The sequence below is a fragment of the Staphylococcus sp. HMSC36A10 genome (genome assembly GCF_001838845.1).
GTDB lineage: Bacteria > Bacillota > Bacilli > Staphylococcales > Staphylococcaceae > Staphylococcus > Staphylococcus aureus.
Genome location: NZ_KV839076.1, coordinates 13,481 through 28,597 on the forward strand (window position 1 = coordinate 13,481; position 15,117 = coordinate 28,597).

Genomic DNA, 15,117 nt, shown 5'->3' on the forward strand with positions numbered 1-15,117 from the left:
TTATTTTGTAAGCTCATGAATCAGATGATTTAATTCTGGTTTAATGAGCTTTTCTAATGCTAATTTAACTGCGCCTGTTGATCCTGGAATCGAAAATATCAATTTATTATTAACTGTACCTGCTACAGCACGAGACAATAATGCACGCGTGCCAACATCTTCAACATAACTCAAATATCTAAACAATTCCCCAAAGCCTTCTATCTCTTTAGTTAAAAGTGGTTTTACTGCTTCAATCGTCACATCACGTTGTGCAATACCTGTTCCACCAGTCGTAATGATGACATCAATATCTTCTTCTAACCACTTCTTCACCTGCGTCGTGATGGCTACTTTTTCATCTTTCACAATTGTATAATGTGCGTCACTCACTTCAACGTCATCTGCTTGTAATAGTTGGCGCACGCATTGACCACCTTTATCTGTATCAAAGTCTCTAGTATCTGATACCGTTAGTACGGCTGCTTTAACTGTACGATTCAATTTAACGTTTTGATGTTCGCCCATAATATTACACTCCTTTTGTCTTATCTTTTTTTATCCAAACAATAAATTCATTAGATGTGTGGCATCTGATGTGCGTGTCATGCCATGTATTAAAAACCTTCCACCTTTAAAAGCAACAATGCGGTGTCCTTTAAATTCAAACATAACCATATACGAATTACTGCGATAATTTAGTTGATGTTGTTTTAAAAATTGAACAAGAATGTCGTGTGTAATTGATGCATTTTCATACTGTACAGTGTCTCTACCACACAATGTTGCATAACGTTGTTCATTCTTGTTTAAATACGGATAACTTGGTACATCTCCACAAGTTGTACAGTCTGAACGTTGCATTTTACTGAAACCAAATGAATAATGACTACCTTCCCAAATATCGCCATAAGTTATTTTTGTGTCAATTGGTTGTTCCGTTAATACTTTCATCGCATCTCTTAATTGTAAACTTGTTGCCATCGTCACGGCAGGTTGAATGACCCCTACTGTATCACATGTTAAATTTAATGCTGGCAATTGTGGTACCAAACAGTTAAAGCAAGGTGTTTTACCAGGTATAAATGCAGCTTCTGTATATGTACTCTGTACAACACCACCATAAATCCAAGGTATACGATATTTATATGCAAAATCATTAATCAGTTGTCGTGTTTCAAAGTTATCGGTTGCATCAATAATAACGTCAACGTCCTGTCCATGTGTTTCCAAAAAATAATAATCCACATGGGCAATATAATCATCAATATCAACATCACTACGTAACGCTAGCAAATGCTTTTTAGCTGCAACCACTTTAGGCATCATTTTCAAAGCATCTTCTTCAGTAAACAATGTTTGTCTTTGTAAATTACTAAATTCAATATAATCTCTATCAACAATGATTAGTTTAGCAATGCCTGCTCTAACAAGTCCTTCGGCCACATGTGTACCTAATGCGCCCATACCAATAATCAACGCACATTTTTGATTTATTTTGCTTTGACCTATTTCACCTATTTGTTTAAATAAAATTTGCCTTGAATAACGTTCTTGACTCACATTAAGTTATCCTTTCTTTTTATCATTACTTTCATTATATGACGCGCGTCAATGTCTCTCAAAAAAACTGCCCCTAAAAAAGAGTTTAAAACATCATTAAAATGCTGATAGAAGCATTCACTTCTACAATTTTAAATACGTTCTAAACTCTTTAATGGCAAATAAATGATTACCCAATTGTAATAATTTCATGAGCCATTTGTTCTGCTTCATAGTTTGAATGTGTCACAAATATGATTGGTATTTTCCATTCGTTGAAAATACGTTTAACTAATGTAATACTCTCATCTTTTGTAGTATCATCCAAACTAGAAAAAGGTTCATCTAATAAAATTAAATCTGGTTTCGTGCTAAGTGCACGTGCAAGTGCTACACGTTGTGCCTCTCCACCTGACAATGTCATAGGATATTGTTTCATCAAATGATCAATGTTTAAAGTTTGAATTAATTGATCGATGTGTTCAGATGGTTCAGCCATAAAAGTAATATTTTTATAGACCGTCATATTAGGAAACAATTGGTAGTCTTGAAACAGATATCCAATACGTCGTTGTTGAATTTTAACATTCACGTTTTTTGCCGTATCAGTAAGTAATTGCCCATTCACTTCGATAATAGCTTCATCTGCTTTACGTAATCCGGCAATCATATTTAAAACAGTAGTTTTACCAATGCCAGATGGACCACGAACTGCATAAATTTTTGGTTCAGTATCATCTATATTGATGCGAATTAAAGTGTTCTTTAATTGATATTTCACATTGATTTTAAGCATCTAGTCGACCTCCTTATATTTATCTTTATTCAATAAATTAATTGTAGATATAACCACAATAGAGAATGCGACTAGCACTAATACCCATAACCACGCTTCATTTTCTCTACCTTGTTCCACTAAGAAGTATATTTCTAAAGGTAGTGTATTCGTTTTATTTGGAATATATCCTGCAACCATTAATGTAGCACCAAACTCACCTAATGCACGAGCAAAACTCATCATTATACCTGCTAAAATAGAGCGTTTAGCTAATGGTAAAATTAATTTGAGGAAAATTTTCGTTTCACTTGCTCCCATTGTTCTAGCTGTATTAATCATTTTCGTGTCTATACCTCTGAAGCCTTGCACAGTATGTTGATACATTAGTGGAAAACTAACAATGACAGATGCTATCACAGCACCTGTCAAAGTGAACACTACAGGTAAATGTAGTACATTCGCAAAGAATTGACCGATTGGTCCTCTTGGCGAGAAGATGATTAATAGAATAAAACCTAATACCGTTGGCGGCAAAACAATAGGTAATATCAATAAACTTTCCAATACTTTAACCCACGAACCTTTACGACGATACAACCATTTAGATATAAAAATACCTAAAACCGTTACAATAATCGTACTGATTACAGCAACTCGTATTGATATCCAAAAAGGTGTTAAGTCAGGCATGGATTACAACTCCTTATGCTGCAAAGTGGTATTCTTTTAGTATTTCTTTAGCTTTATCTGATTTTAAGAATTCCATCCACTCTTTTGCTAATTTACTATCTGATGTAGCACCAGCTTCGTATGTGATTGGCTTCTTAAGTTCTACTTCTTTAATTACTTTTACAGTATCAATTTTTTTATTTTGTTTATATAAGTCAGTTTTATACACAAAACCTTGTTTCGCATTACCCTTTTCAACATAATTTAATACTTGTTTTACATCTTTAGCATAAACGATTTTACTTTCGACTTCTTTAAATAAGTTATTGTTATCTAAATACTGTTTCGCATATTTTCCTGCTGGTACAGTTTTCACTTCACCTAATGCTAATTTATCATTGTCTTTTAAGTCTTTTACTGAAGTGTAATTTGAATCTTTATCACCAATTAATACTAGACTATTTTTCGCATATTTATATGTATCATGCGCTTTATTCTTGTCTTTTAATGCATCTACATCTTTAGTATTTGCAGACATAAATACGTCAACAGGTGCGCCTGATTCAATTTGTTTTCTTAATGCCCCTGATCCACCATAGTTAAATTTAATATCAGCATTTTTATGCTCTTTTTTAAATTCTGAAGCTAATTTCTTGGTTACATCTGTTAAACTTGCTGCCGCTGCAACTTGAATCTCTTGTTTCTTACCATTGTCTGCGTCATCTTTTTTACTTTCATTATTATCGTTAGAATTAGAGCAACCAGCTAATACTAAAAGCATTGCAATCACAACAGCAAATAAACGTTTCAATTTCATTGAGTGAACCCCCATTTTTAATAATATTTACATTTTCATTATACACTTACTATTATATTTGAAAAGAACCGTTGCCTGTTTATATATTGATTCAAACAATTGTCAAATTTGCATAAGATTGATATTTATTAATTGATGCCCTAGTATGTATATTCTCGAATTCAATTTAAATCAAACAGATTGCTCGCTATTAATTTTTATCAATCAAATTTCAAACTTAAGCAAATATGTTAAAATTTTAAGCAAATTGCTTTAAAATAAAGTTTAAGCTAATTAAAGGGGTTAGATAATGAACAAAGATGTATCTTTAGGTCAACCAATTGTTAGATATGAAGATGGAAAATTATTCAATACAACAGATCAATATGTGACAGAATTTCCACTTACAATTATGGTGAATGGTGAAGAATTTGCGACTGTTATATGCAGTCCAACAAACCTTGAGGAGTTAGTCATTGGATTTCTGGCTTCGGAAGGTGCCATTTTAAAGCGAGATGAATTAAAATCTGTGCTGATTGATGATAGTAAAGGTTTTGCCCATGTTGAACTTAATAAAGATTTAGGCGATCGCTTTCAATATTCCACAAAACGAATGATTGCATCTTGTTGTGGAAAGAGTCGTGAGTTTTATTTTCAAAATGATGCTGCTATCGCTAAAACATCTATGTCTAAAATCACTTTAACTCCAATGCAAATTATTAACATGATGACTCGATTACAAAGTGCAAGTCATATTTACCAAGAAACAGGTGGCTTACATAATGCTGCTATAAGCGATGGTTTGACATTTTTTGTACATCGACAAGACATTGGTAGACATAACGCTCTAGATAAATTATATGGATTTTGTATTCAGCGACATATTACTGTCCGAGATAAAGTATTAATTTTTAGTGGACGTATTTCATCAGAAATTTTAATTAAAGCCGCAAAAATTGGTGTTGGCGTCATTTTATCTAAATCAGCTCCGACAACGCTTGCTGTAACCTTAGCTAATGACCTAAATATTACGGCAGTTGGATTTATTCGAAATGGTGGCTTTAATATATACAGTCATCCAGAACGTATCATTGATTCTGAACAATAACATATTCATTATAGTGTGTCATAATGAACGATATTCTACATGAATCAACAATTTAAACGCACTATTTTTATAAGTATAAGTAGCTCAAAACAATTTAAAAAGCAGTAAGTTGATTTCTACTCGAAACCAGCTTACTGCTTTTTTATTCTAATACAAACCTATCATCAATCGTTAATTGCCAATATCTTCTTTTAATATTTGATAACAAAATGATTGGTAAACATAACCTTGCTTTGCATACATATCTTTTGCTGTATCTTCACCATCTGCAACTAATATGATTGGTTTGTGATTTTTTGATATGGCGTATTCACCTATCAACGATTGAATTGTAGATCCAATTCCTTGGTGCCGAAATTGTTCTAATACACCAAATCCATCTAATTCAATGTAATTTTCACTTTCAATGACATCTACAACGCCAATAGGTTCATTATTTAAATAAGCTACTAAGCGTTTAATCACATCTTTTTGATAATGTTCCCTTACCATTTCTTCATGTGCATCTGCATAGTCTTTTCCAAATGGCAGACTAAACTGATATGCAACTTTTAAATAGGCATCTATATGCGACTCGTCAACGATGGCAATTTCAACGTCAGAGTTACGCGGCAAATTAGCAAGCGCATCACTTTCTATGGCATACAATTCCATAATACCTAGTTCAAAATTCATATCTTTAAACATAGCCATCCAATGATTATCAAGTTGTTCATTTTCCGGGAAACTAAACGCATAATGATTTGAACCTTGATTTGTATGTAATTGATGTTGACGTTCTAAGTCTTTCAGCCATCGCTCTTGGGTAGGCGTCTTTTTATATATCCATGTGTTGCTTGTGTATCGTTGTGGAAAAGAAGGCGTTAAATAAATTAACTGCTCGTCGTCATTTTCAAATATAGTGCCGTTACAATATATATCTGACATACTTATACTAGCCATTGACACCTACTCCTTTCACTTTTATAAATTTCAAAGCAACTTATTCAATTACTTTATTATCTTAACTTAAATATGATTATTTTAATCCCATAATTTGACGAAACTGCGAGTGATTAAGTAAAGCTGTACCAATCAAACTTGCTACAATTGCTTTTAATATATCACCAGGCAAATAAGCTAATGAAATTGAAATAGCTTTCGTAAATGGTATGTTAATAATCATGCCCATAATCAATGTACCAATAACATCTAATGCTATAACACCAAAAACTAAAATACCAACGAATAAAATCCAGAAATTAATTTCATTGATGAATCTATCACGAATCGCACCAATCATGAATGCTACAACTGGATATAATAGTAAAAACCCTGCTGAAGGACCTGCGAATACACCAATGCCACCGCGACCGCCTGATAACAGTGGCAAGCCAGCAACTACTAATAATAAAAAGACGATAACACTTAATGTGCCATATTTACGTCCTAAAATCACACCTGCTAAGAAAATACCAATGTTTTGAAGTACAATTGGTACTGAAGAAAATGGTAGTGGAATTACCGGTACCAATCCTAAAATAGCGATAATCGCTGTCATTAAAGCTGTATATACTAACTGTTTTGTTGTCATTTTTTACTTCCTTTCGTATTTCATGACCATTATTATAGCACCATTGTAAACTTTAAGAAATGAAAAGTTTACAATAAGTTGTTCTATATAAATTAAAACCTTAATTATTCTACACAGCTGTTAATTTACTTTTTTAGCAAGTGCAGTTATATAATCAAAAAATGCGTTGTTATCTACATGATTTATGACATTAATTTTGCGCCCATCTTTACACTCAAATGTCTTACCTTGACTTGGTCCATAACTTATTACATCGACTTTTTTCTCAATTGAATGAACCAAGTCCTTGTTACCAATATAAGCAGTCGTTAAAACATCCCATAAAAAGTAAGTAGAATTTGTTATAAAGTGTGTTAATGGTGGTACCGCTGCATAACTTACTCCTAAAAAATCAATGCCCGTATATTGGCGTTCATTCGCCCATCTTTGTCTAACATCTAACGTTAGCGGTACTTGATTCGTACTTTCTAAAGCAACCATATCAATCTCTATATCGCTATCAAAAACAATTTTAACCGCTTCTGGATCCCAATATGCATTCCATTCTGCAGAACCATCATGCTCAGGTTCTTCAACATTTCCTTTTGGTAAAAAGGTGCCACCCATCCAAACTAATTTTTCTATATACTGAACGATAGATGAATCTTTTTGTAGTGCTTTTGCTAAATCTGTAAGCGGGCCTGTAAATAATAATGTTACTTTTTCTGATTGTCTCTTTAAAGTTTGAATAATGTCTTCAAAGGCTTCTTTGTCGCTCACATTTGAAGCAACATGTTTGACTGGCTCATTTAAAATTGGCAATGCGTCCATAAAAAAGGCATGCATACGCCATTCTTTAGGAAATGGATTTTTTCCTCGTTCATATGATGGCGCAACTTGAATATCTTCATTTGAAAAACGATTAATAATTTTTACTGATGCGCTCAAAGATGGCTCTAAATAACAATCAGCACCAATTGTACTGACCCCTATCAATTGAACGTTTTCCATTTGTAATAATAAAAATAGAGATACTAAATCATCTACACCACCATCGTGGTTAAAATAAACTTTCTTAGTCACTCGAAATCCCCCTTACATTTCATTTTCCATTAACAATATTATGTTTTTATAAAACGTTGTTATATATCTTTCTACAAAATCATAACATTCTGTTGTAATCCTTTTAAACCTCTTCTTTTATTGATAGCCATTCCCTGATATCCCTTCCATAAAGTATGCACTAATATAATTATGATATAACTTATCAATAAAGAGATACATTGAGCTATTTTCTCAGGTATACTACTTTAGCTATAATAATACTAATCTATCATTAATTAAATTGAACGATAACAACGGCACTTATTATTTAAAAAAATACAAATATCTAACTTTCTAGCTATAAAAATAAGAGCCTAATACAATATCAAAAGATGATATGTTTCAGACTCTCATTTCACTAACTTATATAGCTGAATTATTTTGCAGCTTTAATTAATTTTTCTTTTAAATCTTTACGCATGAAATCTAATGTATAAGGATCGTTGTACCAGTATGTACCAGCATCAACTTTAACAATATGTCCTTCTTTAGTAGCTTTCAAATTCTTCCACATATTAGTTGATTCATATCCTGGTGTAGGTTTACCTTCACTTGTACTCACAATGTAATCACCAGCATATTTTTCAATTTCTTCTTGTTTCACTTCAGCCCAACCTGCTTTTGCAGTTAACTTTTGTTGTTCTGGTTGCATTTTTAAACCAAATGCTTGATATAATACTTCTCCACCACGACCCCAGTTATCGCCGTAAGTGTATAATTTTTTATCAAATTCATCAAACAATGACACTGTTGCATCTTGTCCAATTGCTTTTTTAATTTCTTTACCGTCTTTAGCAGTTGTTTCTTCCCAATCTTTCTTCCAAGCTTTTACTTTATCTTCTTTACCAACAATTTCCCCTAACATTTCTTGTTGTTCTAAATATTTATGCTTATTATAGTCAACAACTACTGTTGGTGCTACTTTTTGATATTTTTTAATGTCTTTGTCAGTAGAGTATACAATAATTAAATCTGGCTTTTCTTTAGCAACTTTTTCTACATCGCCATCACCAATTTTTGTAACACCTTTAAATTTATCTTTTAATACTTTGCTTTGATCGACTTGTTGATTTACAGCTACAATGTTTGCACCTAATTTTTTAAGTCCACCAGCATATGTTGGCGCAACTACTGCAATGCGTTTAGGGTCTTTCGGAATATCTACCGTTTTGCCATCGTCCATTTTATAAGATTTAGTTTCAGCTTTGTTATTTTTTTCACCTTGGTTCCCACACGCAGCTAACACTAATAACATAATTATTAATGGTAATAATAGTTTTTTCATAATTTCCTCCTATTGAAAATGATTATCAATTATTCCAAAATTATACAAGATTGCATATACATTTACAATAGCTAGTGCTATTTATTTTTTTATTTTCGCAAAAAATTTAGCAAAATATCTTAACATCCCTATAAATCCCCACAAAAAAGGGTAAATCCGAACGTCAAATTTCATCTCTTTATGCCAATCAACGATCGATTTACCTTTTTAAATTTAAAATGTATCTGTAATACTCTTAGCAATATTTGTATATGCTGCATCTTCCATAGGTGGATTGTGTAATCCTGCACGCATGTCACGATAGTAACGTTGTAATGGTCGATTCATTTCTAAGCTTTTAGCACCAACTATTCTCATCGCTAAATCAATCACTTCAAGCCCTTGATTCATTACCATCACTTTACTCGCACTTGTTGAATTTCTTATCTGACTGTCATCTTTATATTGTTGATACCCTTTTGCTGTACTCCATAAAAATTGTCTCGCACATAACAATAGCGTTTCCATTTTCCCTAAATTTTGTTGCACAGTTGGCAATGTTGCAATCGTTCCTTCAATACTATTAGGGCTATGTTGGATTGCAAAGTCTACAGCATAATTTCTAGCAGCTTGTGCTATACCTAAATAACAGCTTGGTATATGCAATATCCAACCATTTGGCGCTTTACTTTTCTCTGTTTCCACTAAATGTTTTAATGGTACTTTTACATCATTTAATATTAAATCATGACTTTCTGTCGCTCGCATACCTAATACGTCCCAATTATCGGCAATTTCAACACCAGGCAAATTCCTGTCCACTAAGAAAAAACCAACACTTTCTAATTCTTCTATATAAGCAGCAACAATAATATGTGTTAGTGCTTTACTCATTGATGTATATGTCTTCACACCATTTAAAATATACCCATCATCAGCTTTAACAGCATGTGTACTTGGTCTTCCCCCTCTTGTTGGACTACCCATTTCAGCTTCACTAACTGCTCTATTAACTAATGCACCATTATTAATTTCAACAGCAAATTGCTCCAACATATCTTGAGACCATAATTTCTGTTCATAAATTTGTCCTACGACACTCACATGCCAACCAATAGATAATGCTGTGGCACCATCAAGTTCGCCTAAAAATGATTGCAAAATAACCATGTCTTCTATGGTCGCACCTTCACCACCATATGCTTTTGGTAACGTTAATTTTCCATAACCTTCTTTAATTAACCATTCAATATTTTTATATGGAAATTGGCTATGTTGATCATTATATTCAGCTTTAGCCTTAAATGTATCTCTAATTACTTTGAATTTTTCAATCCATTTTCTTTGAATTTCCGTTGTTATTAAAAAGGAATTATCCATATCATTCATATTAGTCACCCCACACAACACACAATATAAATTATTTATTCCTAGTTTAACACTCGACTTTAAAAATAAAAAGGAACGTGCTGTGAACAATTAAAAGAAAACTGATAATTCGATTAAGTATGCACTTAATTTTATCCATAAAAATACACCTTAAACTATATTAGGTTTGATTTAACTATCAAGCATCTACTTTGTCATGTTTAATACCAGCAAATAATAAAATCCATGTCACGATAATAAATGGCAATGTTAATGCAGGTAAGCCAAACGGTTCAAGCAATGTTGTTGTACCTAGTTGCACCACTACTGTTAATAACACACCTAAAAAAGTCGAAATATAAGGGTTAATCGCTGTTTTAAATGTATATCCTAGTGCGATTGCCATTAATACAAAGTTATAACCGAATAATCCCTGATTAATATCATCATAATTACCACCTAATAGAGCTACAATGATAAAGCTTAACAAACTAGCTATAACAGCTAAGAGTGCTGCTTTTCTTGATGCTATCAATATGCCGATTAAAATACATACGCCACCAATTACACTCGCTTCGATAAATACTTGACTGAATCCTTCAAATAATGACTGAATAAAATGTATTCGATCATTGTTGCTAAAATTAACCGTTTCAATGTTTTGAGGCATTAACTTTAACGATGTATCTACAAATTTAACCTGTCCTGAAAGTAAAATTGTAAACCAAGTCACAATGACAAAAGGCATCGTCAGCATCGGAACTTTATATGGTCTTAAAACTTCTCTCACTGCAGCAGCAACTGGTAACGTTAATAAAGTTGCTATCATTGTTATAACAATATCTAATCCTGACTTATCTAAAAAGATTGTTAACGCAATGGCAGTTAACACTGGATTAAATCCAGCTAACCCATCATTAATCTCTGCCTCACTATAATTTATAAAACGCGCAAAAGTATAGGCGATGATGCTACCTACAATAGCCGCTAATCCAATTGTCCAATCGGCAACAAATAATCCTATTAAGATAAATAATCCTGTCCATTTATTACTAATTAACACAACCTGAGATATATTTTTCAAAAGCACATCTATTATCTTCAAATCTTTCACCTTTCCTTTGAATCATTACTCATTAATATACTACTATTCTATGAAAAGTTATATTAAAAACTATTTTGGTTTTTACATAAATATATTCCGCTATTTGTTTTCGATTAGATTGTTTGCTTCAATAGCGGATATGCTAAAAATATAATTTTCTAATTACACATTGAACTTTGTATATTACTTGTTTATCACAACAATTAGGATTAATATAAATTTTGTAAATTGTATCTAATATGAAATTGGGGGTTTTAATTTGCATTTTACACAACGAGAGCAAGACAAATTAATGATTGTAGTGGCGGCGGAAGTTGCACGTCGTCGTAAAGCACGTGGTTTGAAACTAAATCATCCTGAGGCATTAGCTTTAATCAGCGATGAATTATTAGAAGGTGCACGCGATGGTAAGACCGTTGCAGAGTTAATGAGTTATGGTAGACAAATTCTAAACAAAGAAGATGTCATGGATGGTGTCGAACACATGATTACAGATATCGAAATCGAGGCTACGTTCCCCGATGGTACTAAGTTAATCACAGTACATCACCCTATTGTTTAAAGGAGGCAGTCAAATGATACCAGGAGAAATTATTACAAAAAGTACAGAGGTTGAAATTAATAACCATCATCCTGAAACAGTTATCGAAGTTGAAAATACAGGAGATCGACCAATTCAAGTGGGCTCACATTTTCATTTTTATGAAGCAAATGCAGCATTAGATTTCGAACGTGAAATGGCATATGGAAAACATTTAGATATTCCAGCTGGAGCAGCTGTTCGATTTGAACCTGGGGATAAAAAAGAAGTTCAATTAGTTGAATATGCTGGCAAACGTAAAATTTTTGGTTTTCGTGGTATGGTCAATGGTCCTATCGATGAGTCACGTGTCTATCGCCCAACTGATGAAAATGATGAATATGCAGGTGTATTCGGAGATAACGGTGCTGAAAACGTGAATAAAAAAGGAGGAAAAAGATCATGAGCTTTAAAATGACGCAAAATCAATATACGAGCTTATACGGTCCAACTGTTGGAGATTCCATTCGTTTAGGTGATACGAATCTATTTGCTCAAATAGAAAAAGACTATGCGGTTTATGGTGAAGAAGCTACTTTTGGTGGTGGTAAATCTATTAGAGACGGTATGGCGCAAAATCCTCGTGTAACACGTGATGACGTGAACGTTGCAGACCTTGTCATTTCTAATGCCGTTATTATCGATTACGATAAAGTGGTTAAAGCTGATATAGGCATTAAAAATGGTTATATTTTCGCCATAGGTAATGCCGGCAACCCAGATATAATGGATAATGTCGACATTATTATAGGTTCAACAACAGATATCATTGCCGCTGAAGGTAAAATCGTCACTGCTGGTGGTATTGATACTCATGTTCATTTTATTAATCCTGAACAAGCAGAGGTCGCATTAGAAAGTGGTATTACGACTCATATTGGTGGTGGTACTGGTGCTTCAGAAGGTTCTAAAGCAACAACTGTAACTCCAGGTCCATGGCATATTCATAGAATGTTAGAAGCTGCCGAAGGTTTACCGATTAATGTCGGTTTTACAGGTAAAGGACAAGCAACAAATCCAACTGCACTCATTGAACAAATCAATGCCGGAGCAATTGGATTAAAAGTACATGAAGACTGGGGGGCAACACCATCTGCTTTGAGTCATGCATTAGATGTTGCTGATGAATTTGATGTTCAAATTGCATTACATGCAGATACTTTAAATGAAGCAGGATTTATGGAAGACACAATGGCTGCTGTTAAAGACCGTGTACTTCATATGTACCATACTGAAGGTGCTGGTGGCGGTCATGCGCCTGATTTAATTAAATCCGCTGCATTTTCAAATATTTTACCTTCATCTACAAATCCAACTTTGCCTTATACACATAATACTGTAGATGAACATTTAGATATGGTAATGATTACTCACCATTTAAATGCGGCTATTCCTGAAGATATCGCATTCGCAGATTCACGTATTCGTAAAGAAACGATTGCAGCAGAAGATGTTCTGCAAGATATGGGTGTATTCAGTATGATTAGTTCCGATTCACAAGCAATGGGCCGTGTAGGTGAAGTAATTACACGAACATGGCAAGTAGCACATCGCATGAAAGAACAACGTGGTCCTTTAGATGGTGATTTTGAACATAATGATAATAATCGCATCAAACGTTATATCGCTAAATATACAATTAACCCAGCAATTACACATGGTATTTCTGAATATGTAGGATCTATCGAGCCGGGCAAACTAGCTGACATTGTCTTATGGGATCCAATTTTCTTTGGTGTTAAACCTGAATTAGTTGTAAAGGGCGGATTAATTAACTCTGCCGTAAATGGCGATGCAAATGGTTCTATACCTACATCTGAACCGATGAAGTACCGTAAAATGTATGGTCAATACGGCGGAAACCTTACAAGTACGTCAATGACATTCGTGTCTAAAACTGCTTATGAAAATGGTATCAATCGTGCATTAAATTTAAAACGCATGGTGCGTCCAGTTAAAAATATTAGACAATTATCTAAAGCAGATATGAAAAATAACAGCGCAACACCTAAATTAGACGTTGATCCACAAACATATGAAGTATATGTAGATGGAGAAAAAATTACAAGTAATGCAGCAACTGAGTTACCATTAACTCAAAGATACTTCTTATTCTAGGAGGAACATAGAATGATTGTTGAAGAAATCCAAGGCAATATTGCCAATTTGTCAAATTCAGAAAAACAAAAGCACGTCGAAAAAGTATACCTTGAAAATTCAGATCTTGTTAAACGTATTCAAAGAGTCGTTACAGACCATGGCACTGAAATAGGCATTCGTTTAAAACAACCTATTGACTTACAATATGGAGATATTTTATACGCAGATGACCATAATATGATTATTGTGGATGTTAATTCAGAAGATCTTTTAGTGATTCAACCAAGAACATTGCAAGAAATGGGAGATATAGCCCATCAATTAGGAAATCGTCATTTGCCAGCACAATTTACAGAGACTGAAATGCTAGTACAATATGATTATTTAGTTGAAGATTTATTAAAAAGTTTAGGCATCCCATATGTTCGAGAAGACCGTAAAGTTAATAAGGCTTTCAGACATATAGGGCATTCTCATGATTGATCATACACACTTAAGATTATTTCAGTTCTGTGATTCACAGTTTCCAACAGGTGCTTTCAGTCATTCATTTGGTCTTGAAACATATATTCAACGAAATATAATTCATGACGATCATACTTTTATTGCTTGGTTAAAAATGTTTTTACAAGAGCAACTTACCTATTCTGATGGTTTAGCCATGCGTTTAGTTTATGATGCATTGGAAAATGATGATACACAAAAAGTATTACACATAGATAAACTGATGTTTGTTCAAAACTTACCTAAAGAAACACGTGTTGGTGCAAAACAAATGGGGACTCGCATGGTTAAATTGGCTTTAGAACTTTATAATAGCCCATGGATTGCTTGGTATCATCAACAAATGCAAGATAAGAAAGCAAAGTTAAATCCAGCTATTTGTTTTACTATGCTAGGCCATCATTTAGGTGTAGATATTGAAACGATTATTGATTACTATTTATATCAAAATGTTTCAAGTTTAACTCAAAATGCTGTTCGTGCTATTCCACTTGGACAAACTGCTGGTCAAAAGATAGTTACTCACATGATTCCTTATATAGAAGGAACAAGAAAGCAGATTTTCGAATTAAAAGAAGCAGATTTTGGCATGACAGCGCCTGGTTTAGAACTAAATCAAATGGCGCATGAGAACGTCAATGTTAGAATTTTCATATCATAGGAGGTTA

Annotated in this window: 17 protein-coding genes; 6 read left to right on the forward strand and 11 right to left on the reverse strand. The window is 33.4% G+C overall.

What is annotated here, in order from left to right; translation table 11 throughout:
• The 5 genes from HMPREF3247_RS02280 to modA form a co-directional block, all read right to left on the reverse strand.
• Positions 1 to 507, reverse strand: coding sequence for a MogA/MoaB family molybdenum cofactor biosynthesis protein (locus HMPREF3247_RS02280; RefSeq protein ID WP_000503820.1), 507 nt, complete (start codon positions 505 to 507; stop codon positions 1 to 3).
• A gap of 30 nt (positions 508 to 537) precedes the next feature.
• Complete coding sequence (locus tag HMPREF3247_RS02285; protein ID WP_000076929.1) at positions 538 to 1,542, reverse strand: ThiF family adenylyltransferase; 1,005 nt, start codon at positions 1,540 to 1,542, stop codon at positions 538 to 540.
• Positions 1,543 to 1,711: 169 nt separating this feature from the next.
• A complete protein-coding gene (locus tag HMPREF3247_RS02290; protein WP_000913018.1) occupies positions 1,712 to 2,317 on the reverse strand; it encodes an ATP-binding cassette domain-containing protein in 606 nt (201 codons plus the stop codon).
• On the reverse strand, positions 2,318 to 2,989 hold the full coding sequence (gene modB / locus HMPREF3247_RS02295) for a molybdate ABC transporter permease subunit (protein ID WP_001113093.1): 672 nt from the start codon (positions 2,987 to 2,989) through the stop codon (positions 2,318 to 2,320).
• Positions 2,990 to 3,002: 13 nt separating this feature from the next.
• Positions 3,003 to 3,785: a molybdate ABC transporter substrate-binding protein gene (gene modA, locus HMPREF3247_RS02300; protein WP_000769517.1), complete on the reverse strand. Its 783-nt coding sequence runs from the start codon at positions 3,783 to 3,785 to the stop codon at positions 3,003 to 3,005.
• 289 nt (positions 3,786 to 4,074) lie between these two features.
• Here modA and fdhD point away from each other — a divergent pair, with 289 nt between their 5' ends.
• A complete protein-coding gene (fdhD, locus tag HMPREF3247_RS02305) occupies positions 4,075 to 4,872 on the forward strand; it encodes a formate dehydrogenase accessory sulfurtransferase FdhD (protein ID WP_001030825.1) in 798 nt (265 codons plus the stop codon).
• A 171-nt stretch (positions 4,873 to 5,043) separates the two neighbouring features.
• Here fdhD and HMPREF3247_RS02310 read toward each other — a convergent pair whose 3' ends face one another.
• The 6 genes from HMPREF3247_RS02310 to yut form a co-directional block, all read right to left on the reverse strand.
• The gene (locus HMPREF3247_RS02310) at positions 5,044 to 5,814 is read right to left on the reverse strand and encodes a GNAT family N-acetyltransferase (RefSeq protein ID WP_000146745.1); all 771 of its coding nucleotides are present in this window, start codon (positions 5,812 to 5,814) and stop codon (positions 5,044 to 5,046) included.
• 76 nt (positions 5,815 to 5,890) lie between these two features.
• Positions 5,891 to 6,445, reverse strand: a complete 555-nt coding sequence (locus tag HMPREF3247_RS02315; protein WP_000208737.1) for a biotin transporter BioY — start codon at positions 6,443 to 6,445, stop codon at positions 5,891 to 5,893.
• A 120-nt stretch (positions 6,446 to 6,565) separates the two neighbouring features.
• A complete protein-coding gene (locus HMPREF3247_RS02320; RefSeq protein ID WP_000163416.1) occupies positions 6,566 to 7,507 on the reverse strand; it encodes a nucleoside hydrolase in 942 nt (313 codons plus the stop codon).
• Between the two features lie 397 nt (positions 7,508 to 7,904).
• Complete coding sequence (locus HMPREF3247_RS02325) at positions 7,905 to 8,813, reverse strand: ABC transporter substrate-binding protein (RefSeq protein ID WP_000735036.1); 909 nt, start codon at positions 8,811 to 8,813, stop codon at positions 7,905 to 7,907.
• A gap of 213 nt (positions 8,814 to 9,026) precedes the next feature.
• Entirely contained in the window at positions 9,027 to 10,181 is a 1,155-nt protein-coding gene (locus HMPREF3247_RS02330) for an acyl-CoA dehydrogenase family protein (RefSeq protein WP_000999206.1), read from the reverse strand.
• Positions 10,182 to 10,359: 178 nt separating this feature from the next.
• A complete protein-coding gene (gene yut, locus HMPREF3247_RS02335; protein WP_000691094.1) occupies positions 10,360 to 11,265 on the reverse strand; it encodes an urea transporter in 906 nt (301 codons plus the stop codon).
• A gap of 259 nt (positions 11,266 to 11,524) precedes the next feature.
• Between yut and HMPREF3247_RS02340 the strand changes: the two genes are divergently transcribed.
• The 5 genes from HMPREF3247_RS02340 to HMPREF3247_RS02360 are packed head-to-tail and all read left to right on the forward strand — an operon-like array spanning position 11,525 to position 15,110.
• The gene (locus tag HMPREF3247_RS02340) at positions 11,525 to 11,827 is read left to right on the forward strand and encodes an urease subunit gamma (RefSeq protein WP_000545928.1); all 303 of its coding nucleotides are present in this window, start codon (positions 11,525 to 11,527) and stop codon (positions 11,825 to 11,827) included.
• A 13-nt stretch (positions 11,828 to 11,840) separates the two neighbouring features.
• Positions 11,841 to 12,251: an urease subunit beta gene (locus HMPREF3247_RS02345; RefSeq protein ID WP_000612128.1), complete on the forward strand. Its 411-nt coding sequence runs from the start codon at positions 11,841 to 11,843 to the stop codon at positions 12,249 to 12,251.
• Positions 12,248 to 13,963, forward strand: coding sequence for an urease subunit alpha (ureC, locus tag HMPREF3247_RS02350; protein ID WP_000008673.1), 1,716 nt, complete (start codon positions 12,248 to 12,250; stop codon positions 13,961 to 13,963). Before HMPREF3247_RS02345 ends, ureC begins: the two co-directional genes overlap by 4 nt.
• 12 nt (positions 13,964 to 13,975) lie before the next feature.
• A complete protein-coding gene (gene ureE, locus HMPREF3247_RS02355) occupies positions 13,976 to 14,428 on the forward strand; it encodes an urease accessory protein UreE (protein ID WP_000634589.1) in 453 nt (150 codons plus the stop codon).
• A complete protein-coding gene (locus HMPREF3247_RS02360; protein WP_000565255.1) occupies positions 14,421 to 15,110 on the forward strand; it encodes an urease accessory protein UreF in 690 nt (229 codons plus the stop codon). The genes ureE and HMPREF3247_RS02360 overlap by 8 nt, the downstream gene beginning before the upstream one ends.
• The last annotated feature ends 7 nt before the right edge of the window (positions 15,111 to 15,117 follow it).

Excerpts from the sequence above, each read along its gene's own strand:
- ureE (WP_000634589.1), top strand. The coding sequence starts at position 13,976 with ATGATTGTTGAAGAAATCCAAGGCAATATTGCCAATTTGTCAAATTCA.
- fdhD (WP_001030825.1), top strand. The coding sequence starts at position 4,075 with ATGAACAAAGATGTATCTTTAGGTCAACCAATTGTTAGATATGAAGAT.
- HMPREF3247_RS02310 (WP_000146745.1), bottom strand. The coding sequence starts at position 5,814 with ATGGCTAGTATAAGTATGTCAGATATATATTGTAACGGCACTATATTT.
- HMPREF3247_RS02360 (WP_000565255.1), top strand. The coding sequence starts at position 14,421 with ATGATTGATCATACACACTTAAGATTATTTCAGTTCTGTGATTCACAG.
- modB (WP_001113093.1), bottom strand. The coding sequence starts at position 2,989 with ATGCCTGACTTAACACCTTTTTGGATATCAATACGAGTTGCTGTAATC.
- HMPREF3247_RS02345 (WP_000612128.1), top strand. The coding sequence starts at position 11,841 with ATGATACCAGGAGAAATTATTACAAAAAGTACAGAGGTTGAAATTAAT.
- HMPREF3247_RS02315 (WP_000208737.1), bottom strand. The coding sequence starts at position 6,445 with ATGACAACAAAACAGTTAGTATATACAGCTTTAATGACAGCGATTATC.
- ureC (WP_000008673.1), top strand. The coding sequence starts at position 12,248 with ATGAGCTTTAAAATGACGCAAAATCAATATACGAGCTTATACGGTCCA.
- modA (WP_000769517.1), bottom strand. The coding sequence starts at position 3,785 with ATGAAATTGAAACGTTTATTTGCTGTTGTGATTGCAATGCTTTTAGTA.
- HMPREF3247_RS02290 (WP_000913018.1), bottom strand. The coding sequence starts at position 2,317 with ATGCTTAAAATCAATGTGAAATATCAATTAAAGAACACTTTAATTCGC.
- HMPREF3247_RS02330 (WP_000999206.1), bottom strand. The coding sequence starts at position 10,181 with ATGAATGATATGGATAATTCCTTTTTAATAACAACGGAAATTCAAAGA.
- HMPREF3247_RS02280 (WP_000503820.1), bottom strand. The coding sequence starts at position 507 with ATGGGCGAACATCAAAACGTTAAATTGAATCGTACAGTTAAAGCAGCC.
- HMPREF3247_RS02325 (WP_000735036.1), bottom strand. The coding sequence starts at position 8,813 with ATGAAAAAACTATTATTACCATTAATAATTATGTTATTAGTGTTAGCT.